30 protein-coding genes are annotated in these 25,327 nt (G+C 48.0%); 4 read left to right on the forward strand and 26 right to left on the reverse strand.

Features of this window, described 5'->3' with window-relative positions:
- Positions 1-114: 114 nt before the first annotated feature.
- Positions 115-1,353: a glycosyltransferase family 4 protein gene (locus MHH25_RS24565; RefSeq protein ID WP_076319755.1), complete on the forward strand. Its 1,239-nt coding sequence runs from the start codon at positions 115-117 to the stop codon at positions 1,351-1,353.
- Positions 1,350-1,520, forward strand: coding sequence for a hypothetical protein (locus MHH25_RS24570; RefSeq protein WP_179086550.1), 171 nt, complete (start codon positions 1,350-1,352; stop codon positions 1,518-1,520). Before MHH25_RS24565 ends, MHH25_RS24570 begins: the two co-directional genes overlap by 4 nt.
- A gap of 144 nt (positions 1,521-1,664) precedes the next feature.
- On the opposite strand, the gene MHH25_RS24575 is transcribed toward MHH25_RS24570, so the two are convergent.
- The 21 genes from MHH25_RS24575 to modA form a co-directional block, all read right to left on the reverse strand.
- Positions 1,665-2,195: a GNAT family N-acetyltransferase gene (locus tag MHH25_RS24575; RefSeq protein ID WP_076319756.1), complete on the reverse strand. Its 531-nt coding sequence runs from the start codon at positions 2,193-2,195 to the stop codon at positions 1,665-1,667.
- A gap of 250 nt (positions 2,196-2,445) precedes the next feature.
- A complete protein-coding gene (locus tag MHH25_RS24580) occupies positions 2,446-3,162 on the reverse strand; it encodes a glycosyltransferase (RefSeq protein ID WP_127547111.1) in 717 nt (238 codons plus the stop codon).
- A 96-nt stretch (positions 3,163-3,258) separates the two neighbouring features.
- Positions 3,259-3,975: a glycosyltransferase gene (locus MHH25_RS24585; RefSeq protein WP_340018415.1), complete on the reverse strand. Its 717-nt coding sequence runs from the start codon at positions 3,973-3,975 to the stop codon at positions 3,259-3,261.
- A complete protein-coding gene (locus MHH25_RS24590) occupies positions 3,972-4,913 on the reverse strand; it encodes an NAD-dependent epimerase/dehydratase family protein (RefSeq protein WP_076319757.1) in 942 nt (313 codons plus the stop codon). Before MHH25_RS24590 ends, MHH25_RS24585 begins: the two co-directional genes overlap by 4 nt.
- Positions 4,895-5,722: an SDR family oxidoreductase gene (locus MHH25_RS24595; protein ID WP_338706935.1), complete on the reverse strand. Its 828-nt coding sequence runs from the start codon at positions 5,720-5,722 to the stop codon at positions 4,895-4,897. Before MHH25_RS24595 ends, MHH25_RS24590 begins: the two co-directional genes overlap by 19 nt.
- Complete coding sequence (locus MHH25_RS24600) at positions 5,719-6,705, reverse strand: polysaccharide biosynthesis protein (RefSeq protein WP_017692517.1); 987 nt, start codon at positions 6,703-6,705, stop codon at positions 5,719-5,721. The genes MHH25_RS24595 and MHH25_RS24600 overlap by 4 nt, the downstream gene beginning before the upstream one ends.
- Complete coding sequence (gene wecB, locus MHH25_RS24605) at positions 6,698-7,789, reverse strand: UDP-N-acetylglucosamine 2-epimerase (non-hydrolyzing) (protein ID WP_340018416.1); 1,092 nt, start codon at positions 7,787-7,789, stop codon at positions 6,698-6,700. Before wecB ends, MHH25_RS24600 begins: the two co-directional genes overlap by 8 nt.
- Before the next feature lie 14 nt (positions 7,790-7,803).
- Positions 7,804-9,429 (reverse strand): glycosyltransferase family 4 protein, encoded by a 1,626-nt coding sequence (locus MHH25_RS24610; RefSeq protein ID WP_340018417.1) that lies wholly within the window; start codon positions 9,427-9,429, stop codon positions 7,804-7,806.
- Positions 9,430-9,495: 66 nt separating this feature from the next.
- Complete coding sequence (locus MHH25_RS24615; RefSeq protein WP_047841233.1) at positions 9,496-10,635, reverse strand: glycosyltransferase; 1,140 nt, start codon at positions 10,633-10,635, stop codon at positions 9,496-9,498.
- Positions 10,636-10,695: 60 nt separating this feature from the next.
- Positions 10,696-11,790, reverse strand: coding sequence for a glycosyltransferase (locus MHH25_RS24620; RefSeq protein WP_339284145.1), 1,095 nt, complete (start codon positions 11,788-11,790; stop codon positions 10,696-10,698).
- Positions 11,791-12,041: 251 nt separating this feature from the next.
- Positions 12,042-12,383, reverse strand: coding sequence for a hypothetical protein (locus MHH25_RS24625; protein WP_051446920.1), 342 nt, complete (start codon positions 12,381-12,383; stop codon positions 12,042-12,044).
- Position 12,384: 1 nt separating this feature from the next.
- The gene (locus MHH25_RS24630; protein WP_017692511.1) at positions 12,385-12,684 is read right to left on the reverse strand and encodes a hypothetical protein; all 300 of its coding nucleotides are present in this window, start codon (positions 12,682-12,684) and stop codon (positions 12,385-12,387) included.
- Positions 12,681-13,022 (reverse strand): hypothetical protein, encoded by a 342-nt coding sequence (locus MHH25_RS24635; protein ID WP_017692510.1) that lies wholly within the window; start codon positions 13,020-13,022, stop codon positions 12,681-12,683. Before MHH25_RS24635 ends, MHH25_RS24630 begins: the two co-directional genes overlap by 4 nt.
- A 23-nt stretch (positions 13,023-13,045) precedes the next feature.
- Positions 13,046-13,333 carry a hypothetical protein gene (locus MHH25_RS24640; protein WP_017692509.1) on the reverse strand — a complete coding sequence of 96 codons (288 nt, stop codon included), beginning with the start codon at positions 13,331-13,333 and terminating at the stop codon, positions 13,046-13,048.
- A 121-nt stretch (positions 13,334-13,454) separates the two neighbouring features.
- Complete coding sequence (locus MHH25_RS24645) at positions 13,455-14,207, reverse strand: amino acid ABC transporter ATP-binding protein (RefSeq protein ID WP_017692508.1); 753 nt, start codon at positions 14,205-14,207, stop codon at positions 13,455-13,457.
- The gene (locus tag MHH25_RS24650; protein WP_036605840.1) at positions 14,204-14,914 is read right to left on the reverse strand and encodes an amino acid ABC transporter permease; all 711 of its coding nucleotides are present in this window, start codon (positions 14,912-14,914) and stop codon (positions 14,204-14,206) included. Before MHH25_RS24650 ends, MHH25_RS24645 begins: the two co-directional genes overlap by 4 nt.
- A 4-nt stretch (positions 14,915-14,918) precedes the next feature.
- Positions 14,919-15,662 carry an amino acid ABC transporter permease gene (locus MHH25_RS24655; protein WP_340018418.1) on the reverse strand — a complete coding sequence of 248 codons (744 nt, stop codon included), beginning with the start codon at positions 15,660-15,662 and terminating at the stop codon, positions 14,919-14,921.
- A 23-nt stretch (positions 15,663-15,685) separates the two neighbouring features.
- Positions 15,686-16,525, reverse strand: a complete 840-nt coding sequence (locus MHH25_RS24660; protein ID WP_340018419.1) for a transporter substrate-binding domain-containing protein — start codon at positions 16,523-16,525, stop codon at positions 15,686-15,688.
- A 297-nt stretch (positions 16,526-16,822) separates the two neighbouring features.
- Positions 16,823-17,155, reverse strand: coding sequence for a hypothetical protein (locus MHH25_RS24665; protein ID WP_017692504.1), 333 nt, complete (start codon positions 17,153-17,155; stop codon positions 16,823-16,825).
- A gap of 273 nt (positions 17,156-17,428) precedes the next feature.
- On the reverse strand, positions 17,429-18,115 hold the full coding sequence (gene modB, locus MHH25_RS24670) for a molybdate ABC transporter permease subunit (RefSeq protein ID WP_340018420.1): 687 nt from the start codon (positions 18,113-18,115) through the stop codon (positions 17,429-17,431).
- Complete coding sequence (modA, locus tag MHH25_RS24675; RefSeq protein WP_100529719.1) at positions 18,112-18,984, reverse strand: molybdate ABC transporter substrate-binding protein; 873 nt, start codon at positions 18,982-18,984, stop codon at positions 18,112-18,114. The genes modB and modA overlap by 4 nt, the downstream gene beginning before the upstream one ends.
- A 237-nt stretch (positions 18,985-19,221) precedes the next feature.
- Here modA and MHH25_RS24680 point away from each other — a divergent pair, with 237 nt between their 5' ends.
- Positions 19,222-20,265 (forward strand): helix-turn-helix transcriptional regulator, encoded by a 1,044-nt coding sequence (locus MHH25_RS24680; RefSeq protein ID WP_340018421.1) that lies wholly within the window; start codon positions 19,222-19,224, stop codon positions 20,263-20,265.
- A 144-nt stretch (positions 20,266-20,409) separates the two neighbouring features.
- Here the strand turns inward: MHH25_RS24680 and MHH25_RS24685 are convergent, their stop codons facing one another.
- Positions 20,410-22,482 carry a beta-galactosidase gene (locus MHH25_RS24685; RefSeq protein ID WP_340018422.1) on the reverse strand — a complete coding sequence of 691 codons (2,073 nt, stop codon included), beginning with the start codon at positions 22,480-22,482 and terminating at the stop codon, positions 20,410-20,412.
- A gap of 175 nt (positions 22,483-22,657) precedes the next feature.
- Between MHH25_RS24685 and MHH25_RS24690 the strand changes: the two genes are divergently transcribed.
- Positions 22,658-23,515: an AraC family transcriptional regulator gene (locus MHH25_RS24690; RefSeq protein ID WP_076319765.1), complete on the forward strand. Its 858-nt coding sequence runs from the start codon at positions 22,658-22,660 to the stop codon at positions 23,513-23,515.
- A gap of 80 nt (positions 23,516-23,595) precedes the next feature.
- Here MHH25_RS24690 and MHH25_RS24695 read toward each other — a convergent pair whose 3' ends face one another.
- The 4 genes from MHH25_RS24695 to rpsN form a co-directional block, all read right to left on the reverse strand.
- Positions 23,596-23,829, reverse strand: a complete 234-nt coding sequence (locus MHH25_RS24695) for a helix-turn-helix transcriptional regulator (protein WP_036605834.1) — start codon at positions 23,827-23,829, stop codon at positions 23,596-23,598.
- A gap of 9 nt (positions 23,830-23,838) precedes the next feature.
- Positions 23,839-24,315, reverse strand: a complete 477-nt coding sequence (locus MHH25_RS24700) for a DUF2975 domain-containing protein (protein ID WP_036605833.1) — start codon at positions 24,313-24,315, stop codon at positions 23,839-23,841.
- Positions 24,316-24,595: 280 nt separating this feature from the next.
- A complete protein-coding gene (locus tag MHH25_RS24705) occupies positions 24,596-24,931 on the reverse strand; it encodes a DUF3024 domain-containing protein (RefSeq protein WP_340018423.1) in 336 nt (111 codons plus the stop codon).
- A gap of 116 nt (positions 24,932-25,047) precedes the next feature.
- Entirely contained in the window at positions 25,048-25,317 is a 270-nt protein-coding gene (rpsN, locus tag MHH25_RS24710) for a 30S ribosomal protein S14 (protein ID WP_036605831.1), read from the reverse strand.
- Positions 25,318-25,327: the final 10 nt, after the last annotated feature.

Below are 25,327 nucleotides of genomic sequence, written 5' to 3' on the forward strand. Positions count from 1 at the left end.
GCATTCACCCATTTTCGACCAATTACACGGAAATGCCCGACCTTCCGGTCCTCTTTTTTCATAGAATAAAAGGATAGAAGCTCGGCCGGTGCAGGCCGTGACAAGGAGGTAGCTATGAAAGTTCTGCTCGTTACGTATTGGGAGCTTACACATATGGGAGGCATATGGACATATGTTAAACAACTGGCCGACAGGTTAATCGCACTTGGTGTAGAGGTTGATATCATGGGCACAAATGGTGCCAATAACGAAGTATATGTTCGTAATCTGAACCGCGCTTTCTCCAAGGATAAGGTGTGGCCCATGCTGCAAGCCAAACTCAATCCGACTGATCTGCCACAATTCACTGCCGATCCTCTTCTCGCTTATTATGAACTGAATAGATATGCCTTCGAGATGGCGGCCGCTTATCTGGGGGTGGACCACTATGATGTTATTCATGCGCAAGATCCGGTAGCTGCCGTAGCCATAAAACGCATCTTAAACCGCAATATCCCACTGGTTACAAGCTATCATGGCGCTCTTGCACGCGAAGCCTTTTACGATGCTCAAAATTCCAACCCACAGCTTACTCTCCCTTCATATTTGCAATCCAAGCGTGGACGTTATTTTCTCTCATTGGAAGAGCGAAGTGCAGCACAGTCCGAGCTCATTCTCGTGTCAAGCCACTGGATCAAGAGTACGCTTACAGAGCTTGCCGTTCCTGAATCAAAGTTCAGACAGATTCCCTATGCTGTAGATCTCCCAGCCTACCGTGCCTCAGCAGCTGTGAAGTTCCGCCAGCGACCACCTGCGGGCAAGAAAGTCATTGCCTTTACCGGACGACTTGAATACATCAAGGGCGTTCATGTGTTAATCAAGGCCTTAGCCAGTCTGAAAAATAAACGTTCCGATTGGGTCTGCTGGATCGCAGGAGAAGGCAATCTAACCGATGAATTGCGGTCACAGGCCGCGTCAACGGGTATTGGAGCCGATGTTGTGTTCTGGGGCAAGCTGGACAATATTCCTTCCTTCCTGCGCCATGCAGACATCTATGTTCAGCCCAGCCTGCAGGACACCCAGCCGTTCTCCGTTACCGAAGCACAACTGGCGGGTGTACCTGTTATCGTCAGTGGTACAGCCGGCATGCCTGAGATGGTTGACCCTGGACGCACAGGATGGGTTGTTCCTCCGCAGGATGTCGACTCGCTCCGTGAACTGTTGGATGCACTACTTGAGGATGATGTTACCCGGAGAACAGTGGGTGCGGCGGCGAAAGCCTGGGCTGAACAACATCGTTCACTGGAAGTGATGGGATTGCGTACATTTCAAGTCTACCAAGAAGCCATCTACAGAGGAGGACATACAATATGACGTTACTTGTACCAAGTGATCTATACAATCGCTGGTTTTCGACTCCAGTTTCCACACCTCACATCAACGTGGATTACGCTGTAATGAATGAATTGATGAAGAAGCTGCCTAAAGGATATGTATTTCCCGATCCTGCATCCATGGTGATCATGAATTCAAAAGATTGAGTTGTCCAATGATATGCCGTCTTTATATAACATGCCGAAATATCAAACAAGGGGTGTCCCATCTGTCATATGAATGACTGAGGACACCCCCTTCTCGTTTCAAATGTTTTCTAACGGACCGAGAACACGCTATTCCAGATCTCTCTAATCTGTCGCCAACTTGGAATACATATTCAGATCACTGAACGTTTCGCCTGCCCTCTCGTATGCTCTGAGGGTGCCTTCGTATGTGAAATTGAGCTTTTGTAATAGCTTGATAGAATTCACATTATCGGGGTCAACCTTTGCTTCCATTCGATTCAGCCTCATGGTCGAGAATGCATGAACTAACAAAGAAGAGATCGCTTCCGTAGCATATCCTTTCCCCCAGTGTGATCTGGCAATGTCATACCCAATTTCTGCTTTGAGATTGTCAAAATCCAGTGCATTATAACCACATGAACCTATGATTTCGTTGGACTCTTGCACAAGGATAGAGAACCGAATGGCCTTGTTTTCCTGAGCAAGATCATTCAGAAGATTAATCATGGCTATAGCTTGATTTTCATCCGTAAAATGAGTGATATTCATAAATCTAGTTACATCCGGATCAGACCAAATTTTAAACAAGCTGGCCGCATCCGATACGTTCATTTTTCGCAAATATAACCGTTCTGTGTATAACTCTGTAATCAATACTCTTACCTCCATTAGTTTATTAATAGTTAGGTTTAAGATATTGATATCTGTGCATAGTCCAGTCCCTTCCGTGTATGAATCATTTCATTATACAGAGACTTCAGCAATCGATCACCCTTTGTGTCCACGTATCTGTCCATAAAGCAAAAAAAGAGCTTCCACTTATAACACTTAAAAAGTGCTTCATAAGGGTGCTCTCCTGTCCATTTAACACCTATTCCATTTCAGCCATCGTTGCCAAATCCATCTACTTCCAGTACCCGCCAACCTGAAGCAAGTTAAACAGAATAGGCCGATGCTTCGCCTGAACCTGTTCCATCTCGGCAACCAGTGCCTTGAAATGGCGTTTGGTCCCCATCGATTCATGCAATCGGTAACACATCAGAGGTTCATTGTAGTAGAACAGCTCATACATTGGAAACAGCCTCATCCACATCTCATAGTCATGGGTGTAGCGAAAATCAGTGTCGAACAGTCCGAAGCGCTCAAATGCTTCCATCTCTAACATGACAGTACAGCCGTTGATCGGACAACCTTCCAGCAGTACCTGCAACATTTCCAGACGACTTCCCACTTCCGGATGCACCGTATCCAACCATTCACTCTTCTCATTCACATAATGGTAGGCACCATGACAGAATGAAGCCTTGACTTCTCGCATAAACTTCAGTTGTTTCTCCACCCGGTCCAGTAGCATCACATCATCTGAGCTGAGCCAAACAAAGTAATCCCCTGTTGCATGTTTGATGCCCTCATTTAATGCTGTCGCGGTTCCACCGTTTTCTTTGCGAATATAGCGGATGGAATCCATGAATGGCTGTAGCCGCTCCACGTGCTCGGTTGACCCATCATCCACTACGATGACCTCGATATGCGGATACGTCTGGTGAATGGCACTGTGAACAGCCTGCTCGATATAAGCACAATTGTAAAAAGGAATGACGATCGATACTTTTGGCTCCATTCGGGCCTTCCCCTCCTCTTACTGTCTTAGGTAAAATGCTGCGCAAAGAGGGCGTTAATCAGCCATCTTTTGGCTTTCTTAACTGCCCTCCCTACGCTACCCGCCAAGCGTCGCTATTCGCTGCAACAGCGGTTCCCGATATCTGGACCATACCATGGATGCCTCTCTGCCGATGACATCCGCATGACGTACCGATCCCATTCCACCATGCCACCGATAGGCAGTAAGCGGTTCATTCAGGTATGGGAACCGATGACCGTTCAGTACAATACGCATCCAGAGATCCAGATCATGGGTGTAGGGAAGAAGTTCATCGAACAGCCCCACTCCGCTAAAGAGATCCTTGCGAATCATGACCGTGCAGCCATTCACTGGATTGCCGTTAACAAACCGTCGTAGTAAATCCATATCCGACATCGGTTCAGGCCCACCATGCATTCTGGTAACTGCCGAATGCTCGTTGATATAATGAAAGTTCGTATGGGAGACGAGCACATTCTCACGCTGCATAAACTCCAGCTGATAACGAATTTTATCCGGGTACAGATAATCATCCGAACTGAGCCAGGCTACATAATCACCTGAGGCATGGCGGATGCCATGATTAAGTGCCGAAGCCGTCCCGCCATTGCTTTTGCCAAGCACATTAATATAAGGAAGATAGGGTTGAAGCAACTCTGCATGCCGGTTTGAACCGTCATTCACAACAACGATCTCCACATCGGGATACGTTTGGTTCAGCGCACTCTGAATCGCCTGAGGCACATAAGGGCAGTTATAGAATGGAATGACAATGGATACTCTCGGATTCAACTTGTCGTCCTCCCTTGCTGGACACGAACATCACTCAGGATATCCTGAAGTGATGTGGCAAATGGAATCATCGGCTGCCAGCCAAGCTTGCGCAGCAGTGATAATTCCTCCTGTTTCCCCGAACCATCCGGACCAGAAGATGCCCCATCCCAGCGAACAGGAACTTCCGCTTCTGTCATGGACAACAGCAGATCTGCAATTTCTCCAAGACTGCGCTCAACTCCAGACACCACCGGATATACTGTACCGCTGGACCCGTGTACCAGGAGGGTCGCATACGCTCTGACGGCATCCCGCACATCCAGAAAGTCACGGGTATTGTCCCGTCCGGACAGACGGAATGCCTCGGTTTTGCCCGCCTGCTCACAGGCAACAACATGGCGTGCAAGCAGTGAACAGATGCCTGTGGAAGGACCCGCACCTATCAGATTGCCTGGCTCCGCCAGCATGATCTGTTGTCCGAAGAGCGACATCCACGACAAGGACACCATCTCTTCCAGCGCTTTACTGAGACTGTATGGATGCGGAGGCTGGGGAATCCGGCCAGGTTCCGGCGTATATTTTAACCTCGATCCTACAATAACGGTTCGTGCTGTCGGACAACTGCGAAGCGCATCCAGCAGATACAGCACGGCCATCACATTGGTCTCCAGGACCAGTAGCGGATCAGACCACGAATCAGGCACTGAATTTTTGCCAGCGAGATGCAGCACATAGTCGGGCTGCACCTCGCCGATCAGATGACGTACTTGCTGTTTATCGTTTAGATCACAGACATGGACTTGTGCACCTTTTCCGAATGAATACACATCCGGCCTCCGGACTACCGCCGCAACCACTGCACCAACTTCCCGAAAATAAGATACGGCATGTCGCCCGGTAAAACCGGAGGCGCCTGTAATCAGCACTTTCTTGCCTCTCAGCTCTGCTCCATCCATAATGCCAACTCCTTCAGCATTGTAGAATAATCCGGCAGGTCTGTCTTCACATCCTCGCGAGTGGACACCAGTGTACGATCCTGCACTACACTGTCATCACGCACAATCGTCACATCCTGCTTATCCCAGGTCTGCTTGAACAATACAAGCAGGTCATGCTTGCTGACAGGTACCGGATGAGCTAAGTGGATCAGACCACTAACCGATGAGGACAGGTAATGGTTTACCCATTTGGCCAGCTCAAGTGTGGTCACACCGTTCCAGAATACGCGGGTATACCCCCCGACTTCACCTGTGCTGGACATAAACCATTGCATCAGACCAATGCCGCCCTGCCGAATCTCGGGTCCAATAATGGACGTACGGATCGTCAGATGACCTTCATCCTGAACTTCACCAAGTGCTTTGGTGATGGCGTAAGCTGAAGTCCCATCCGTAACATCATCTTCCCGGTATGCTCCCCGTTCCCCGCTGAACACACAGTCCGTGCTGATATGAATCAGGCGTGCACCAATCGTATCTGCAACCCGCCGCAGACGATGTGGCAGGAAACCGTTAATATGATATGCAGTAATTTTGTCCTCATCTGCAAAGTTGTTCAACACACCTACAGCATTAATAATCACATCCGGGTGCACAGCTTCTACCAATCGATCAACCATGAAGCTGTCGTTCACATCCAGGAGCAGACCATTGGGGTCCGTTACATCCCGAGATGTGTAGAAGACGCTGTGTACACCTTGACGGCGGAAATAGTCGACCAGAATATGGCCGGCCATTCCGTTTCCACCAAGTATCAGCAGTTTCATGACAAGAATCCTCCGCGTTTCAGAATTTCACGAATCTCCTCTTTGGTCATGAGTTGATGCTCAGAACTGAAACTGTTAAAGGAGACCGGGGGACAATTGGTATAGTGTTCACGCAGACCCGGTATGCCTAGGGTAGGAAGAATTACCAGGTACTGCTCATCGTAGACAACGGTGGTCATGCTCTCGAATTCACTCATCAATATTTCATGGATTTTCTCCCCTGGACGAATGCCCCGTTCCACAATGCTCACATTCTCCACACCGGAATCCTCAATCAGTACTTCCGCGAGATCAACGATTTTGCAGGTAGGCATTGTCATGACAAAGATCTCTCCACCGACACTTTCCACCGAAGCTTTGAACAGCAAGGTAATTGCGTCCTTCAGCGTAAGAAAGAATCGAGTCATACTCATATCCGTGATGGAGACCTGCCCTTTCTGGCGGATCTGATTCTTGAACAGATGTACCACACTTCCGTTTGTTCCCAGTACATTCCCGCCCCGTACCGTAACAAACTTGGTATCGCTGTGTAACAAGTTTGCATATACAATTAATTTCTCGCCGATCGCTTTTGTCATGCCATAGAAGTTGGACGGATTGGCAGCTTTGTCAGTCGAGATATAGATTACTTTTTCCACCTTGTTCTCAATAGCGGCCTCAATTACGTTCTGTGTACCAATCACATTGGTTTTGAGTGCTTCGTACGGTTGGTCTTCACACACCGGAACATGCTTGAGCGCAGCCAGATGAAATACATAGTCCACATGTTGGCAAGCCGCCGTTAATGCGTCCTTGTCACGAATATCTCCAATCCGGAAATGAAGACGTGGGTCTTCAAATTCACGACTCATAGCCACTTGGCTGGACTCGTTCCGGGAATATACAATAATTTCTTTGGGCTGCTGGGGCAGTAGTTGAGCCACAAGTTCATAACCCCATGATCCCGTACCGCCAGTCACGAGTATACGCTTATTTTCAAACATGCATTTTCCCTCCAAGCAGAAATTTAACCACTTTACTGGATACATCTGTGGCTTTGTAACCTTGCGGGCAATCCCAGTCGCTAGACATCTTTGTCATGACTTTCACGCAATCAGCGATGCGCGCGGCATCCAGACCGGAGACTACATTGCTGCCGCAATCGACCGTTTCCGGCCGCTCGGTAGTTCGACGCATCGTTACGGTCGGCACACCCATAATGCAACACTCCTCCTGCACGGTACCGCTATCCGTAAGTGCACAGCGTGCATGACGTTCAAGCATTACAAAGTCGAAGAATCCAAACGGCTCGTGAAACTCCACCAGTGGGTTCATCTCCAGATGCAGATGCTCCGCAATCCGGATTGCTGTACGCGGATGAATACTGCAGATCACACGCAACCCGTGTTCCTCTGCGACCTGGTTCAGTCCTTTCATAATCTCCAGCAAATGAGGGGCATGATCCACATTCTCAGCTCGATGGGCAGTAACCAGGAAGTATTGCCCAGACTTCAGCTTGAGCTTCTTCAGTATTTTGCTGGAACTTACTTGCGCTTCGTAGTGCTGCATGACTTCATAGATGGGATTGCCCGTTAGCACGATGCGCCTGCTTGGTACCCCTTCGCTGACCAAATGTTTCTTGCTCTGTTCCGTGTAAGGCATATTAACGGTGGAGATGGCATCAATAACCTTACGATTTTTCTCTTCAGGCACATCCAGGTCAAAGCAACGATTGCCTGCTTCCATATGAATAACAGGAACACCCATGCGCTCAGCCAATATTGCACATAATGCGCTATTGGTATCGCCAAGCAGCAGCAATTTATCAGGCTTTTCCTGCAATATCAGATCTTCCATCTGCATAAACATCGAGGATAGCTGTCGTCCCAGAGTGGCCGCTTCATCCTGAAGAACGTAATCCGGTGCGCGCAGGCCCATTTCCTTGAAAAAGAGACCGCTGAGACTTTCCGTGAAGTTCTGTCCCGTATGCACCAGAATATGTTTGGACGCGTACTGGTCCAGCTTGGAGATGATCAGGCTGAGCCGTATGATCTCAGGTCTCGTACCCAGCACCGTCATGATCTTCATCGTAATCCCTGCCTTCATCTTGTATTGGAACCCTTGCGCCCTGCTCGGCTACGTCCCGCTTTGGCAGATTTGCGTCTGCGACTAGCCGATTTCCCCATATGTGGACGCGGTCCCTTCGTTGTACGGGTTCTCCCCTTACGTCTGCCAGTTCCGGAAGTACGTTTCAGCCCCTCACGGTCTCGGCGAGAATGAGGTGCAAGTGGCTTGCGACGACGTTTCCGCGTTTTGCCCCTCTGTTGAATCGGCTTTGCAGCCGGGACAGTACCTGAGGCAGCAGGAGCATCGTGACCCAATGCGATTGGAGGTAATGAGGAATGTGGCAACGCCTGTATGACGGTCAGTGGGAATAATAGTGCCCGAACCGTAGTCGGCTCCAGTACCAGTACAGTGCGCAGTCCTCCCTCCCCGTGGGTATACACAGGTCCATTCGGAGGTTGGATATAAGCAAACCATCCGGGAAAACGCAATAACCACTGTGTCACCATCGTATGCAGTTTCGTTCGGTAGGTTTCAACGCCGTAGAGCCTTTCCGCTTCTGTCCGATTACGCCACCCCGTATTCGAGGCCAGCTCTGCATCATTCAGCAAGGTTGTTGCCAAGGTGACAAGCGCTTCGGTATCACCCGGCGGGGCCAGAAATGCATCACTGCCAACGGATTCCATTAATTCCTTCAGTCCACCCTGAGCAAAAGCGATGACCGGTTTGGCAAAATAGAGACCCTCCAGTGCGGTCATGCCAAACCCTTCTTTGACCATGCTTGGGATGACCAGGATATCCATCGCGGTATACGCCAGAGATACGTTCTCTTCAAATGTGGTGAAGGTAAACCGGCGTGAGTACCCGGATTTTTTCACCCGTGATACACACTCGTCGTAATACTTTTTATCCGATGCTGCCCCGATGATCCAGAAGCGACAGCGCGAATGTGTTTCACAGATCCTCAAGGCCATATCTACAAAAGGTTTCAACCCTTTGGCATCATATATAAATGAAGAAATATAACCGATACAGGTCTGCGATGATTTGAAACCGAGCTCCTTACGCTTACGTTCGCGCAGATGAACCCAGCGGTCCGGTGCTGGTAGCGCGGGTTCCCAAGTTGGGGATATGATGGTCACTTTGTCACCTATGCCGGCTTCTTGGAATGGGGCTACAGCTGTCTCGGATATACCGATAATCCAATCCGCGTAACGGCCAATCATCTGGACCGCCTCGGTTGTATGTTCATTCGTATGAATGATCTCGGTAATTTTCCAGATGACCGGAATCTGAAGGGACTTTGCCGCTACAGCCGGCAGTACATTAACGCAGGTGTTCGTTAACACCATATCGGGAGCAGTCTCCCGTATGAGGGAGACTGCTTCCTGATACGCTGGTGTATGACGAAGATGCTCCGCATCATCTGCAATGCCCAGGTAAGGTGTGTACACACCGTGAAGCATCGGCAGAGTGCATATTTTGACCTGAATGCCGAATCTTCGCGCAAGGCCCGCAAGCTTCCCCTCCTGAGGGGCTACGAGCACACATTCAAAGATCGTACCGATCTCTCTCATAAAATGAAGCAGCAACTTCTCGGCACCTGTAATGCTGCGAGTATTGCAAACATGTGAAAATAACATCAGCTTTGGTTTCGTTGCCATGGCCGCACGGACCCTGTACACGGGTATCCGATACAGGGTACTGTGCACACCTCCTCCCGGCCAGAATTAAGGGAATATGATGGTTAACATTTCATTAATTCTTTTGCCATACGTGTGGTCTTTCAGTGTACGTTCAAGTCCACGAAGTGCAATCTCACGGCGTTCCTTTTCATGAGTAAGATAATATTCCACTTTGTCGAGTAACTCCTGCGGTGAGGAATATGTCTCAATCTCCACACCCGGTTTGTAGAAACGTGCAATGTCATCCCGCGCGTCGGTCAGCTGTAGCGTCGTGGACGCGGCAATCTCAAACGTTCTCGGGTTTGGTGAAGCTGGCGCGATTTTGAGGTGATTATTATTAACGGAATCATCTTCGTGGGATCGATGCAGGTTGATGACAATTTTGGTGCCATTGTACACATCATTGGTCTCCGGCGGACTCATCCAGCGACCGAGTTCAATCTTCTCGCCATAGGCAGTATAGTCAGGCAGACGGTCCCACCAGATTCCGTTAAATACCGTATTGTGTGACATCAACTGAGGCATGATCGGATTGAAGAAGTATACCCGGTTCCAGTAGGCCGAGCCGATAAAGCTGACATCCCGTTTTAACGGGGAAGGAGTTGTAATTGGAAAGTAATGATTAGTGAATGCGGCAAAAGGGAGGTAGTGAACGGACGCGCAGCCGATTTGTCGATATAGATCGATACAGTTTAGTTCCAACGTGAAGACATGGTCAAAATGTGTCACAATATCCAGCGTCATATCTGTATAGTACGGGTCATCCGTGAGCCAGATCGCCGTCTGAATGCCCGCTTGGCGAATCGCATCGATATGCTCGATGGGGATATCCATTCCATCCAGCACAAGCACAAGATCAGGACGCGTCTGCAGTGCAATTTCAGAAACCGGTTGACGCGGATCAGAGAGGGTTACTTGAGCTACCATACCCTGTAGCGTGGCCATAATGGCCTCATCCAACGGGGAGTAAGGGAAGCCTTTACCCGAGGATACATACAGCACGTGAAGCTGTCGGAAAGGCAACGGTTCCTGTGCACAATTCACTATATAGTTGGCGCGACCGCGCAGATATCCTTCTTCTTTACCTGCGTCATATCCGGCATGTTGCCCATTTTTGCGTGCTTGATCAGCCAGGCTCAGTACGGGTGCATGAACCTTTTTGGTTTTACGGTGTTTGAGAGACATACCGCCACTCCTTTATTTTTTGGGATAGTGTTCTTGTTGATGCTGCACTTCAGACGGGGATTACAAATGTTCCAGCAACTGACCGATCCGGCGAGTGAATGTATGCTGGTTCATCGTGGTGAGAAGTCCACGCCACGCCATCGCCTGTCGTTCTTCTTCATGCTTCAGATAATAGTGGATTTTGCGCTGAAGTTCTGCTGCGTTGGTGAACGTCTCGATGTCATATCCCGGCTTATAATAACGGGGTAAATCTGCACGTGCATCCGTAATCTGCATTGTGCCGCATGCGCTGATCTCATACGTGCGTGGATTAATCGAGTGACCTTCAAGATGATGTGTATTGCGATTGTCTTCCCCATTCTCGCAAGTCCGGTGAATGTTAATGACAATCTTGGCGCCATTGTAATAATCTACTGTCTCTCCAGGAGCAATCCATCCTTCGTGTATGAAACGGCCTAGTACATCATAGCGTGTCAACCGATTCCACTGGCTACCCGCAATGAATACCTTTTTGTCCGCTAGAAAAGGGGCCAGCTCATCAAACAAGGCAATCCGGTTCCAGAATCCGGTACCGATAAAACAAATGTCGTGCTGATGCTGCGGTGCGGCGCGCCGCGGTTGAAACATGCCTGGATTCACCGCGAGTGGCATATAGATGACCTGGTTCGCTCCATGTCCCAGATAGAAGGGTACGGCGGCCTCTTCATGCGTGAACACGACATCATAGTGCTGGCAAAGGGACGTTGTATCTTCGGTGAAATACGGATCATCCACAAACCACACGGCAGTTCGGATACCGAGTGCACGTATGCCATTCACCTGCTCTACATGATCTGCGGGGAATACATGCAGACCATTCATGACGAGCACAACATCGGGCCGATGCTGACTGGCTTCCTGCAACATCGCTGCTGGCGATCCAACAACGCATTCACGTACAGATTGTTGCAGAGCCAAGGTGACACCTTCATCGATGGCATCGAATCCTTGCGGGATATATAACACCTTCATGTCCCGCAGGGTCGGTTCAAACATCTGCACCCGCTCCATCATGGCTTGACAGCCGCCAAATCTGCGGCCTTCTGCATATCCGCCGCGGTAAGCCGTTTCCGCTTCGGTCAGCGGACGGTGCCTTCGTTTTGCCACATTATTCACCCTGTCTTCCTTCAGGAGATCTCACTTCCAGACTCTCCCCGAGATTGGTCTTCCCTCTAAAGGATATGCCTCGGGGTCAGATGCATCATGGACGGGTGTCCTGCAAGGCGCAAAATTGGCGCATGCCCTCCACATCCGCCTGTACGGGCATGTCCGCTTTTGCGGCGATGCAAATAGCCCGGAGGGATCTGTCCCCCGGGCTAACTGTTATACAGGTATCATTCCATGCAGGAATAATCCGGTCTAATCGGTTACTGTGCTTTGTAAGCCAGCTGATGTCCGTCCTCGAATCCCTTGGCGAAACCCGCGTTGAATCCCTCGTTGTACGCCTCGTTGTATCCCTGGCTGTACGCACCGTCCGGGTTCGGATCGGTAGGGGTAGCCGGGACGACTGGTTGTACGGGCTTTGGACTCCGGTGCCGCCGTACCGCACGTTTCTTTTTTTTGAGCCACGCACTGCGTCCTTTAAGTGGACGTTTGTGAAGAACACGTTTGGCTCTGAGCGCACGCAGTTTGCGAATTTTGCGCAGACGGGCTCCACGGATTAACAAAGCTCTTTTGGTTCTCAGTCGTATTTTCTTTTTCTTTAACATGTCAACATTCCTCCTGTATGTCCCGAACGATACGAATTGCACACCCGGGGTCTTTGAGCCACGGCAAGCCAGGCTCCCCATGCTGGATTCGGGCCAGCCTGATTCCCGTAACCATACGAGACATTTCTGCCTGATAGCGACTCAGCAAACGAATGTTTTCGGCCAGACTGCGGGCGGATACTTCCGAATGAGCGGTTACACTGGCTACACTGTCCAGAATGCGTGCCAGCGCCTGCTGACTGTGTGCAATGGATTCAATGAGCGCCAGTTTGGCTTCCTGCTCACGCCGCATCAGACTCATTTTCCCATGTCTCCCAGATCCATGCCGCCAAACATGCCGCCGTCCATACCGCCGCCATCTTCGCTATCGTTCTGCACCATCACCGCTTTGAGATTGTTGCATAGTCCGGTCTCCATCCGGGTTAATCCTTCCAGCAATTCCACCAGCTGATCATGCATTTTGAGCGGCTCGCCTACCTGATCCCCATGCGTCAGAAAGGTATCCCCATTCAAATGATTCAGCGTCCAGTTCCGTACCTTCTCGGCCTCAATCGCTTTTGCCTCCAGGATCAGGGCAATATTCCACTGCATTTTGGCTGCTGCGTCCAGCATCAGAATGAGGCTCTGTTCTCTACTCATGTTCCTTCACCCGCCTTCCGGGCTTATTCTTCTTCTTGAACCGCGATCTCCCGCATGACTTGGGTCAGCGTTTCGGCTACAGCCTCTTCCAGATCTGCAAGGCCCCCCAAGTAAGAGATAATGCTTTTGTTGATTTGCCCAGAGCTATCCAGCAGACCGTCAACGCCGTCCAACTCCGGTTCGATATCTGGCAAATGATTGATGATTTCAGACATGCGTACAGCGACTTGGCGTTTGGCATCCAGCACACGTGCGATCTGCTGGTGAGAGTGTGCAATATGTGTGATGATTTCATCGATTTTGCTCTGCATGGTCCTCCTCCTTACCGTCACGGCCTGCTTCACCCATAGAAAAACCCGGCCTATCAGCATTTGCCTGTTACAGCATATGCCGGGCCGGGATCGTCAGTTACTACAGCTTGCGCCTATATCGTCAGATGACATAACTCCAGTCGGAAGAATATCGACTGAGGAATTGGCGAGTACGTTCCTGCTTTGGACGTACAAACACCTCTTCCGGGGTTCCTTCCTCCACAACGGAACCTCCATCCATGAAAACAACCCGATTTGCCACCTCACGGGCAAACCCCATTTCATGGGTGACTACAATCATGGTAATCCCCTCTTGAGCAATGGAGCGGATGACAGACAACACTTCACCCACAAGCTCGGGGTCCAGCGCAGAAGTCGGTTCATCAAACAAAATCACTTCGGGATTCAGTGCCAATGCTCTGGCGATGCCCACCCGTTGCTGTTGTCCACCTGACAACATACTTGGATACTCATTGATTTTGGCAGACAGTCCGACTTGTTCAAGCACGCGCAAGGCACGCGTGCGGGCATCGGCTTTGGACATTTTCTGGGCAATAATTAAACCTTCCGTGACGTTATCCAGCACCGTCTTGTGTTTGAACAGATTATAATGCTGGAACACCATCGCCGTTTTTCGTCTCAACTGCACAATGTCATGTTTGCGTGCATGCTTGCAATCGACGGTTAATCCACTGATCTGAACCTCGCCCTCATCGGCACGTTCCAGAAAATTGACGCAGCGCAGCAGCGTTGTTTTACCTGATCCGCTCGGTCCAAGGATCGCTACGACATCGCCCTGTTCCACGGTCAGATCAATTCCCTTCAATACTTCCTGCTTACCAAAAGTTTTGTGTATGTTTGTTAGTGTAATCATGACACGCCTCCTTTGCTGTACACGGCAACCCGACGCTCAAGCAGAGCAGTGATCCGCTCGGCAATGATGGTCAGCCCCCAATAGATGAACGCTGCGGCGATAAAGGCCTCCAGAAACTTCAGACTGACGGATGCCACCACATCCGCTTTACCGAGAATGTCCATCTGAGACACGGTAAATGCGAGTGTTGATCCATGCAGGAACCCAACAAACATACTGCACAGGTTAGGCAATACCGCCCCGATCGCTTGAGGGATGATGATGCGCCTTAAAGCCTGGAATGTGCTCATGCCTACAGCGTGAGCCGCTTCCAGCTGGCCGATATCCACAGCAAGAATGCCTGAACGGATAATCTCGGACATATAGGCGCCCGCAGTGAGTGAGAAAGCAATCAGTACAAATACGAGAATTGGAATCGACGAGGATTGGAAAGCCCAACCGTAACGTTCCGCCAGCTTATCGATAATCATCGGAATACCGTAATAGATGAGGAATAGATGCATCAGCATCGGTGTTCCACGCAGGAATGAAACGTAGAAGTCAGCAATGCGGTGAATCCACCGCACGCGATAGATACGGATCAGAGCTGTAGCCAGACCGATTCCGAAGCCTGCAATCAACGGAACAATCGTAATGACGAGTGTCAGTGGCAATGCCTTCAGGATTTGAAAAAAAGATGTATAGATAAACTGGAGATCAATCGACATATGCTCACCCCGCTATTCGTTTCAGGCGTTTGGCTCGAATTGCCGGTTTGTGTACGACCCTCTTGCGTTCATGACGCTGGAGTCTGCGTTCTGCAACAGCGAATCCTTTTTCAAGCACAATAACAATGACATAATAGACCACAGACAGACTGATATACACTTCAAGTGCATGCGATGTAGCCGAAATTAACGTCTGCCCTCTGCCCACCATATCCATGACACCAATGGAGAAGGCCAAAGACGTATCCTTCAATGAACCGATTAACGTATTAGCCATATTTGGAAAAGCAACAATCAGTGCCTGCGGAACAACAATCCGCCGAAAAGACTGGAATGTGGTCATACCGGCAGCATAGGCTGCTTCCGTCTGACCTTTATCCACGCTGCGCACCGCTCCGCGAAAGATCTCGGCAAAGGATGCCGCGTCACTAAGCGCATAGGTCACAATGACAAATAACAACGGGTCGGTTCTCGACAGGTCGATGCCAATGGGTTTGAGCAACTCGGGAAGTCCGTAATACACCAGGAACAATTTGATCAGGATCGGTGTGCCCCGCATGAATGAGACGTACAGGGTAGCCAACTGGCTTAGTACCGGAATCCGATACAGCCGGGGAACGGCCAGAAGCACGCCGCCCACCAGTCCGAGCACGATGGAACCACCCAGTACAATCAGTGTTATGTGCAAATATCGTAGCAGTTCCGGGATGAAATCCAGAACCAATGACAGATCAAATGATTTTCCCATTACCGCTGCACACCTTTCTCAGACTACTCTTCAACCGTATAGTCAGCTCCAAGCCACTCAGTGCTCAGTTTGCCTAACGTTCCATCTTCTTTGATCGCTTTGAGCGCTTCGTCCACTTTGGTTTTGAGCTCCTGCTCATCTTTGTTCAGAATGAAGTACACTTTGGAGTTGGAGAGGGCATCTCCTACCGTTTTCAGCTGAGCATCAACCGCCTTATTCTGATAATCAATGGCAAACTGCGTGCTGATGGTGGCATCCACCCGGCCTGTTTTGATCTGGGTAATGGTATCCTCACCCGCTCCGGAATAAACGATATCAATCCCGTTGCCGTTCGCTGCATTCCATTTCTCAGCAAGTACAGCCGCATTACTTGTAGCACCAACAATCAGTTTTTTCCCTTTGAGATCCTCAATCGATTTTACTTCCTCATTTTTCTGACTTACGACAATTTTATTTGGAAAAATATTATAGGCTTCATAATTAAACAGGAACTTGGCCTGTCTCTCATCATTCACTTCCATCTGGTGAGCGATCAGGTCAATTTTTTTCGTTTCCAGACTCAGTAGCAGGTTTTTGAAATCCATGGTGCTGAATTCGAATTCGTACTCAGGCAAACGTTTGTCGATCTCCCGGATCAGTTCCACATCATAACCTGTTAACTTGCCATTCTCATCAATGAAGCAGACATTTGGGAACTGTGTACCTGTTCCTACAATGATCTTTTTCACTTTGGCGTCGCCTGCTGCCGAAGCAGATTCTGAATCATTACTTGCAGTTCCTGTGCTGCATCCAGCCAGTACCGCCAGCATTGTAATGAACAGCAGTGCTGTCCGGAATTTTTGAATCCCCCGTTTTTTAACCATTCCCAATCTCCTCCACAGGCTGTTATCACAGCGAATATGATGTGTACTCCCATTCCTCTCCCTATTAACAAACCATTCTTACTTGTATAGTCGGAATTAGGTTGAACAAAGAATATCATTACAAGTCATCTTAGGGCAATAACTAAACTAATAGGACATCCTGATATGGTTATAGGACTTCTCTATAGTACAAGAAAAAGCCATCCCCCATATCGATTGGCGGATGGCTTCTTCTTGTATGACTCTCATTGATTATACCATTTTGGCGGTGCATCACTTGGTGTGTACACTACTCATCTATCTGCGACTCGCCCATTTAATTTTACGTGCAACTTCCACTCGCTGTAATTGTAAGAGACCGATCCGTTCCTCGAACTTCTTGCGTTCGTCCATGGAATGAGCGGCATGAATCTGATGGCACAGACCTGTCAGTTTGCTGTTAATGTAATCAAACCGTGTCCATAATTCCTCTTCAGGTGTGCGTTGCTGCTCCGTCGCCGTCTGAAATATTTTGAGTTGGCGGATAAGGGATTGCTGCCATTCCTGATCCTGAATTTGGATGGCAAAATGCAAAAGATCCAGATAGTCATCAATTTGCAACGAAACGCCGCAATCAGATTTAGTGTTCATCGTCGTCTCTCCTTATTTCAGTACTTGGCTGGAATCCATTACTTCTATCTTACAGGAACAAGCCCACTGAAAGCGAGTACTGAACGATTAAATTTCGGGAAAATTTTTATTTTTTTATGTTAAAACAGCTTTACATTTCCATAAAGACCAATTTGGCAGGATATTGATATTGGTACATATGAAATTGGTAATAAAAACCCGCGTTAAGGAAAAAAGTTCTTTCCTCAAAACGGGTTTTTAATCATTTTATATATAATATTAACACATATCAAATTAGTCATTTTTTCCATCTCGCTGCTGTCTGGTCATCAGTAACATGAGAAATGAGATGATAATAATGGAAACAGTCCACGCCCAAGCCATGGTCTTATTGCCCGAATCTACAGCAACATAGATTGCCGTGGGTACCGTTTGTGTTTTGCCTGGAATATTGCCTGCAATCATCAGTGTCGCTCCGAATTCGCCGAGTGCACGGGCAAAGCCCAGGATGAAAGCGGTCATCAATGCTCTGCCTGCGAGCGGAAGGGAAATGTAACGAAAAACCTGCCACTCATTTGCCCCAATCGAACGACCCGCATCCTCCAGATCACGATCCACACCACTGAATCCCGATTTCATCGTCTGATACACGAGTGGAAAAGCAACCACCACCGAAGCAATCACCGCAGCCCACCAGGTGAAAATAACCGGTGCGGAGAATATGGCTTCAATCCATTGTCCAAACAGACTTTTACGCCCCAGTATGACAAGTAACAGAAATCCAACCACCGTCGGAGGAAGGACTAGCGGCAGCATAAATGCCGTTTCCAGCAGAATCTTTCCCCGAAATGAAGAACGTGACATCTTCCAGGCTATCGCAATTCCGAGCACAGTGGCCACCACGCTGGATAACAGAGCAACCTGAAGTGACAAACGCACCGGTGACCAGAATACGGACCAGTCTATGGCGTTCACATTCATTTCGGAATTGTGAATCCGTATTTCGCGAAGATATCGAGCACTTCCGGGGTTTGTAAATACGCATAAAATTGTTCGGCCTCAGCACGGTGTTTGGTTCCTTCAATAATGCCTATTGGATAATTGGCTGGTGTGTAGCTGTTCTTGTCCACCTCAAACGCAATTTTCACCTGATCCGAAGTAAGAGCATCCGTTTTATATACAAATCCTGCATCTGCATTGCCTGTCTCTACATATTGAAGAACCTGTCTAACGTCTTTCCCCTGCACAAGTTTACTTTCCAGTTCATCCCACAGCTTGGCATTGGTCAGAGCTTCCTTGGCATAGGTTCCCGCAGGAACACTTTCCGGAATCCCAATGGCTACCGTCTTGATGGAGTCGCTGGTGAGATCCGTTTCACTGGTTACTGTGTGGGTCCCATCTGCTGGCACTATGGCCACCAGTGAATTCTGTAGCAGATTCTTCTGATCGCCCGATGCAATCAGGTTTTCATCCACTAGCGCATTCATATTTTTTGTTGCCGCCGATACAAAGATATCAGCCGGTGCACCCTGTTCGATCTGCTGTTGCAAGGCACCCGAGGCACCAAAGTTAAAATTAAGTTCTATATGAGGATTAGCTAACTCATAATTGGTTTCAATCTCTTTCATCGCATCGGTCAGACTGGCCGCCGCAGAGATTGTCAGATCTACCGTTTCCTGTGGATCGGTATTTCCTGTTGATGAACTTTCACCTGATGCCGCTGGCGTTGAGGTTGTTTGTTCTGCACCTGTGGATGTATCCGTAGTGCCCGTGCTTGCGCCGCAACCAGCCAATACAAGAGCCAGTCCCAGTGACATACTTCCCAACACATATCCGATTCTCTTTCTCATTCATTTCTCCCCCAACGTTATCTTTAGACATAACTAGTTATAATTGATTATATCTAATTATACACAAGACAAAAAAAATGGGAAGGTGATTAAGATCACATTTGATTTTTGTTATCTGTCCTATGCGTGTATTGCGTGTTCTCAGGTTTATGGCATCCCTCAATTAATGATATAGTACAAGAAACATTCATAATAAAACCATCATTGCTCTATACCTTTGAAGGAGGATCTTCACTTATGACGGAGGAGCAATCCTACACAACCGAAGAAATATCCAAGCTACTCAAAATATCGAAACTGACGGTCTATGACCTAATCAAAAAAGGAGACCTCGTCGCATACCGTGTGGGCAAACAGATGCGAATTGATGCAACCGATCTGGAGGCATATAAACGTCGCTCCAAGCAACTTCAGTCCTCAGGGCAACGTATCCCGACTTCTCATCAGACCTCGGAATCAGGGACTCAGCCAGGTCAGGGTGATTTTCAGGGAACTTCTTTACAATCGACTACACCCGTTGGGTCTGCGCATGCGATTACTCCAGCGAGTTCTGCTCATGCAATGACTGCTGTACCACGGCATCTGGTCATAACAGGTCAGGACGTCAGTCTGGATATCCTAATGCGCCATATGGAAAAACAAACCCGGGACATTCGTCCGCTACGTTCGTTCATGGGTAGTCTGGATGGGCTTATCTCGATGTATCGCGGTGAGTCCGATCTGGTCAGCACCCATCTGCTCGACGGAGATACCGGTGAGTATAATCTGCCGTATATTCGCAAAATTCTGACGGGACGATCTTATGTTGTGGTGAACCTGCTGTCACGACCTGCCGGACTATATGTACAGCGTGGCAATCCACAGAACTTGCAGAATTGGACCGATCTGAGCAAGCCTGAACTGAGACTAGCTAATCGGGAGATAGGTTCTGGCGCGAGAGTATTGCTGGATGAGCAACTTCGACTGCATGGAATTCCTGCAGCAGGTCTGATCGGATATGAAACCGAAGAAACCAGCCACATGGGCGTGGCGGCCAAAGTCAGTTCAGGAGAAGCTGATGTCGGAGTTGGCATTGAGAAGGCTGCGCGACTTGTGGGACAGGTTGATTTTATCCCGCTCATTCAGGAACGTTATGATCTGGTCATGCTGAGGAAGCAAGGTAATGAAGCTTGGACAGAATCTGTACTGCGAATTCTCCAATCGCCGGAGTTCAGGCAGGAACTGCAATCATTCGAGGGATATGACGTATCTCGGACAGGTGAGATTTTGTACGAAGCATAGGTATACCAAATGTAGACAATAACAGCCCATGCTCAACGTGTATTCAACATTACATCATGCATATACAAAACGCCTTGCAAGGGCTGCAAGGCGTTTTTGGTGTTTCTTTCTATATATAACGCATGATATCGATGAATGGATTGCTTAACGTGGCAAATCGATCTCAAAAATGAACACACCATACGCGGGCATGTTGATCTCATTCTGAAGTGTTGTACCTGACAGTAACTCTTTTACTTGCTTCTTAAGGTTAATGGGGACTTGTTGATCCGAGTAGTTGAGTAAAAAGACATAAGCTTTATCCTTACCAGAACGGATACCAAGCTCAACTTCGGACGGTACCTCTACCAGGTCACCCACAGGTGAAGATAGCTCTTTTTCATCCAGGAGAGCATCTACGACCGGTTCATTGTAAGCCGCTCCATAATACCATACTTGCCCCTGACCTACCGTACGTTTGGTCAATGCAGGACTACCTGCATAATATTCAGATGTATACTCAGCCATGACCTGCACGTCAGCATGCTCCACATGAAGAACTTCGTTAAATCCGGCCGTTGACGTTCCCTCCTGAAGTCGCTCACTCGCCCCACTCCATTGCAGTCTGGCTGCTGGAACGGTTCCTTTGATTAAGGTAAAGTCCTCTACGGTTACACCACACAACTCAGCGACAGCCCCAGGGAACGGTCTCATGTAACAATGCCCCTTGAGATCCTTATATCCGGTGCGAGCACCGAAAAACAGAGTGCCTCCTTGACTGACATAGGCTTGCAGAAGTTCTGCTGTCTCGTCTGTCATGATGGCCGGGTGAGCATAGATAATCACCTTATATTCGGATAACTCTTCCAGTGTTGTCGTTGGTTGCAGTGTAACCATGTCCGTCGGAATATGACGATACTGGAGCTGCTTATACCAGGAGCGAACACTCTGTTGCTGAAGCGGACCGTGCCATTCGTCCAACTCTCCGTCCCACAGGTTATCGTAATCCTGTAGGATCGCAACATCGGCTTGATATGTAGTGCCCGCAATAACACGCCCGATCTTGGCAAACTCTTCCCCTACTTGTGCAACCTCGCGTACTCTTCTGTTAGGTTGATTATGGTAATCATTGATGCCATGCCAGTACATCTCCGTGCCAAATGTTGCCGTCCGCCAGCGGAAGTAGACGAGTAGATCTGTTCCGTGAAGAACAGATTGATACGACCATAATCGGATCTGTCCCGGTCTTGGCGTACCCATGCCTATACTGTCGACCCAGCCTCCTGGCCCAGACTGTTGTTCCATGACGCAGAAGTTCGGTGACATGTTACGTACGTTCGACAGTTTCATGCTCCAGGCCCGATCTTGTAATGAGTTATCGTCTGTCCCTGGGAAGATCGTGGCAAACTGCGGATACGAATCATAGGAGAAGAAATCCAATAGCTCCTCTGTCATTTCATGATTATCCAAGTGTCCAAACGTACCGTTTGTTGTGATCCAATGTTCCGGGTCCAGTTCCCGAATGATGTCCACCTGAAGCTTGGCAAATGAAATGGTATTTGCTGAGATGAATCTCTTTTCATCTAGTGCCAAATGAGGGTTGGGCGATTGGCTGACCATATTTCGGGTAAGGTGAACTTGCTCCCAGTCAGTATAGGTCTGACTCCAGAAAACGGTTCCCCAAGCCTGGTTCAGATTCTCCAACGATTCATAACGATCCTTTAACCATTCACGGAAGGCGACATGGTCCGCCTCAGCATAGAAAACATCCATATGACAATTGAATTCATTATCGATCTGCCATCCAATGAGAGCCGGATGATCTTTATAGGCAATCACCATATTGCGTACAATTTTTTCACATTGCTGTCTGAAGATTGGGCTGCTGTAGTTGGTATGACGCCGCATTCCGTGTTGATACAACACCCCGTCCTTATTTGCGTTTAATACTTCAGGATATTTGGATGTTAACCACGCTGGTGGAGTTGCAGTAGGTGTTCCCAAAATAACACTTAAACCGTATTGATGCGCCAGATCCAGTGCCTTCTGGAAAAAACTAAAATCGAACTGGTCTTCTTCCGGTTCAAAGATGGACCATGCAAATTCAGCCATCCGAATAACTGTGATATTCATCTCTTTCATTCTACGGAAATCGTCCTCCCACAACGCTTCCGACCAGTGCTCAGGGTAATAACAGACCCCCATTTTTAATTCATCCATTTGGATTGATTTTGCCACCTTTAATTGCCCCCTTAACCTGCCATATTGCCTCCATTCTATTGGAACCTTCACATATAATAAATGACAAGATTATGCGACTTATAATAAAATATTGTCATTGTCCAAGATTCAAATAACAGTATGCTGAATCGATTTCAGTTCACTACATAAAAATATTGCGTTTAAATGGAGGATGCACGTGAAAGAACACATCTTTCTCCCCAAGCCGGTTTTCCCCAGACATGTATGCTTTCCCGATTTTATTGGAGGGTACAGTGACTTTCCGAAACATTATGTGAATCGGGAATATCGAACGAAAGATATCAACTTGGATCATTGCTATAATTTGCACCTTGTACTTGAAGGTAAAGGATTCCTGGACACGGGAACCACTCGTTATGAGCTAACACGAGGGCAGGGATTCCTCTACGGTCCCGGTCTCAGACAAACCTACTATTCAGATTTGGATGACCCTTGGAGTATTCGTTGGATTCACTTCTACGGTATTCGTCTCGAAGAACTGTTAAATGGAAAAGGCGTTGACGAGCCCTGGCTGTTTCAATGTTCCAACTTTCCGGTGGTTACCGCGCTCATGGATCGATTGCTGGAGCTAGGCAGAGGCTATCAGGTGGAGGACGAGCACAGTGTGGCAGCAACATTATATGAACTTCTGACCCGATTGCAATCCGCAGCGAGTCAAATCAATGTTTCTTTAAATCACACTTCAGAGCGAATTCGTGAAGCAGGGAATTATATTCGCTCTCATAGTAATGAGCACATCACACTTGATCACGCTGCCGGAATTGCCGGATACAGTACAACATACTTTAGCCGCAAGTTCAGTCAGACGTTTGGCATCTCCTTCCCGGAATTCCTCTTGGAATCCAGGCTACTACATGCGAAACAGCTGCTCGCAACAACCAACCTTTCCATTAAACAAATTACACTGGAAACGGGATTTTCACAGTCAAGCTACTTCATCCGCTGTTTTAAAACCCAGGAAAACGTAACACCTATGCAATTCCGTATGATGCACAATCATTCGTTATAGGGCACGGGACGTATTCCTTGAACAAGCTGATGTAAAAAAAGACTCTGCATATAACATGCAGAGTCTTCTTCGTTCATTTTTTATATAAGTTCATTTGTATCTTCGTCCTCATCAGCCTTATATTCCAATATATCTCCAGGCTGACAATCCAGTGCTTTACAGATCGCATCCAGAGTGGATAAACGGATCGCTTTTGCTTTTCCTGTTTTTAATATGGAAATATTGGCGATTGTGATCTCAACTCTCTCTGCAAGCTCGGTAACCGTCATTTTCCGCTTTGCCAACATCACATCAATATTGATTATAATGGCCATATATTCACCTCAGACCACTAGGTCATTTTCTGATTTGATATCAATCGCTTCCTGTAACAATCTTTGGAGCACAGCAGAAAAAACTGCAATGACCAATGAAGCAAAAACAGGAACCATTCCCATTAGAATGAGGCCTGGGGCATCATCTTTCTCTGCGACAACATACACAAATGGCAACATCACAAAATAGAGACTACTGATTACAATAGCACAATATTTTATTGTTTTTAAGGATTTCACTGACATTAGAGAGAACGCTTCATTTTTGTCGATGTAGCTCAGCAGACGGAATGCCTGGTACAGTGCAACGATAAACGGAATAACGGACACATACATAATAATCACTATGGGGTATAGTGCACCTGCATAATTCGGATTCACCGGATTGTTTGCTAACCAGGGTATGCCGAATATACATAAGGCAAGAATGGGAACACCAATAAGCAACACAGCCAATTTTAAAAAGATGGTTGTACCTCGCTTCACAAAAAGCACCTCACTTGTTTTAAGTGATATGAATTTATCATAATATTTATCGTTTTACAATAAATTTTTATTGTAAAACAGATTTTATTTATTCTTTTACCCATTAAGGAAGGCAGACCAAAAGATCGCCCCCCCCTCTTTGCTTCAATGATTCTTTGACACAAAAAAAGCCCGATGCTAGCCACTGTTTCGCTAGCTTCGAACTCGGTTGCATATACGCCATATTTGTCTGAGTTAACATTAATTTTTACGAATGAAATATACTCTTAACCGATCTCGCTCACGTACGCCAGAACAGCCCAGCCTCATCCCTTTCCACCTGTTCAAGCACATTCTCAAAATCGGAACAAGGTGTAATAACATCTACCGGATTCCAGCTGCTCTGTTCATCTCTGGCATACACTTTCCAATGATTTTCTTCCCAGTAAAATCGGGCAATATGCACCTTATCCCATTGATACCGTTCCTCGGCGGGTCTTTCTTCGGTCAGGATCAATTCATTGTAATTCATCACATACGTCAACTTCACCATCGTACGCAGTGGCGCAGGTATCTTCTCGTGAATATATCCGTTCATTACGGACTGAATTCTTCGTAACGTAAACAAGTCCAACATGAAGATGCACACCCTTTCAGCAAAAATACCACCCCTGCTCTACGCACCACATGCAGCTCCAAACACACAACAACCTGCCTTCATGTAATGGTGGTCAGCAACATCCCTTGATCATTTTACCAGCTGGATTTTGTTACACCAGGAATCTGACCTTGATGAGCCAGTTCCCTGAACTTAATCCGAGACACCTTGAACTTGCGTAGATAACCCCGCGGACGACCTGTCACTTCACAACGGTTCTTCAAACGAGTCGGAGATGCATTCCGTGGCAATTTCTGCAATGCCTCGTAATCCCCTTTCTCCTTCAGTTCCCGGCGCAGGTCCGCATATTTTGCCACGATCGCCTGACGTTGCTTCTCACGTACCACTTTTGATTTTTTAGCCATGAAATACAGC

The sequence above is a fragment of the Paenibacillus sp. FSL H3-0457 genome (assembly GCF_037981725.1).
In the GTDB taxonomy this organism is placed as follows: domain Bacteria; phylum Bacillota; class Bacilli; order Paenibacillales; family Paenibacillaceae; genus Paenibacillus; species Paenibacillus amylolyticus.

Coding starts and splice junctions, on each gene's coding strand:
- MHH25_RS24565 (WP_076319755.1), top strand. CDS start 115: ATGAAAGTTCTGCTCGTTACGTATTGGGAGCTTACACATATGGGAGGC.
- MHH25_RS24570 (WP_179086550.1), top strand. CDS start 1,350: ATGACGTTACTTGTACCAAGTGATCTATACAATCGCTGGTTTTCGACT.
- MHH25_RS24580 (WP_127547111.1), bottom strand. CDS start 3,162: ATGGAGCCAAAAGTATCGATCGTCATTCCTTTTTACAATTGTGCTTAT.
- MHH25_RS24590 (WP_076319757.1), bottom strand. CDS start 4,913: ATGGATGGAGCAGAGCTGAGAGGCAAGAAAGTGCTGATTACAGGCGCC.
- MHH25_RS24595 (WP_338706935.1), bottom strand. CDS start 5,722: ATGAAACTGCTGATACTTGGTGGAAACGGAATGGCCGGCCATATTCTG.
- MHH25_RS24600 (WP_017692517.1), bottom strand. CDS start 6,705: ATGTTTGAAAATAAGCGTATACTCGTGACTGGCGGTACGGGATCATGG.
- wecB (WP_340018416.1), bottom strand. CDS start 7,789: ATGAAGATCATGACGGTGCTGGGTACGAGACCTGAGATCATACGGCTC.
- MHH25_RS24610 (WP_340018417.1), bottom strand. CDS start 9,429: ATGGCAACGAAACCAAAGCTGATGTTATTTTCACATGTTTGCAATACT.
- MHH25_RS24615 (WP_047841233.1), bottom strand. CDS start 10,635: ATGTCTCTCAAACACCGTAAAACCAAAAAGGTTCATGCACCCGTACTG.
- MHH25_RS24625 (WP_051446920.1), bottom strand. CDS start 12,383: ATGTTAAAGAAAAAGAAAATACGACTGAGAACCAAAAGAGCTTTGTTA.
- MHH25_RS24630 (WP_017692511.1), bottom strand. CDS start 12,684: ATGAGTCTGATGCGGCGTGAGCAGGAAGCCAAACTGGCGCTCATTGAA.
- MHH25_RS24635 (WP_017692510.1), bottom strand. CDS start 13,022: ATGAGTAGAGAACAGAGCCTCATTCTGATGCTGGACGCAGCAGCCAAA.
- MHH25_RS24640 (WP_017692509.1), bottom strand. CDS start 13,333: ATGCAGAGCAAAATCGATGAAATCATCACACATATTGCACACTCTCAC.
- MHH25_RS24645 (WP_017692508.1), bottom strand. CDS start 14,207: ATGATTACACTAACAAACATACACAAAACTTTTGGTAAGCAGGAAGTA.
- MHH25_RS24650 (WP_036605840.1), bottom strand. CDS start 14,914: ATGTCGATTGATCTCCAGTTTATCTATACATCTTTTTTTCAAATCCTG.
- MHH25_RS24655 (WP_340018418.1), bottom strand. CDS start 15,662: ATGGGAAAATCATTTGATCTGTCATTGGTTCTGGATTTCATCCCGGAA.
- MHH25_RS24660 (WP_340018419.1), bottom strand. CDS start 16,525: ATGGTTAAAAAACGGGGGATTCAAAAATTCCGGACAGCACTGCTGTTC.
- MHH25_RS24665 (WP_017692504.1), bottom strand. CDS start 17,155: ATGAACACTAAATCTGATTGCGGCGTTTCGTTGCAAATTGATGACTAT.
- modB (WP_340018420.1), bottom strand. CDS start 18,115: ATGAATGTGAACGCCATAGACTGGTCCGTATTCTGGTCACCGGTGCGT.
- modA (WP_100529719.1), bottom strand. CDS start 18,984: ATGAGAAAGAGAATCGGATATGTGTTGGGAAGTATGTCACTGGGACTG.
- MHH25_RS24680 (WP_340018421.1), top strand. CDS start 19,222: ATGACGGAGGAGCAATCCTACACAACCGAAGAAATATCCAAGCTACTC.
- MHH25_RS24690 (WP_076319765.1), top strand. CDS start 22,658: ATGCACGTGAAAGAACACATCTTTCTCCCCAAGCCGGTTTTCCCCAGA.
- MHH25_RS24695 (WP_036605834.1), bottom strand. CDS start 23,829: ATGGCCATTATAATCAATATTGATGTGATGTTGGCAAAGCGGAAAATG.
- MHH25_RS24705 (WP_340018423.1), bottom strand. CDS start 24,931: ATGTTGGACTTGTTTACGTTACGAAGAATTCAGTCCGTAATGAACGGA.
- rpsN (WP_036605831.1), bottom strand. CDS start 25,317: ATGGCTAAAAAATCAAAAGTGGTACGTGAGAAGCAACGTCAGGCGATC.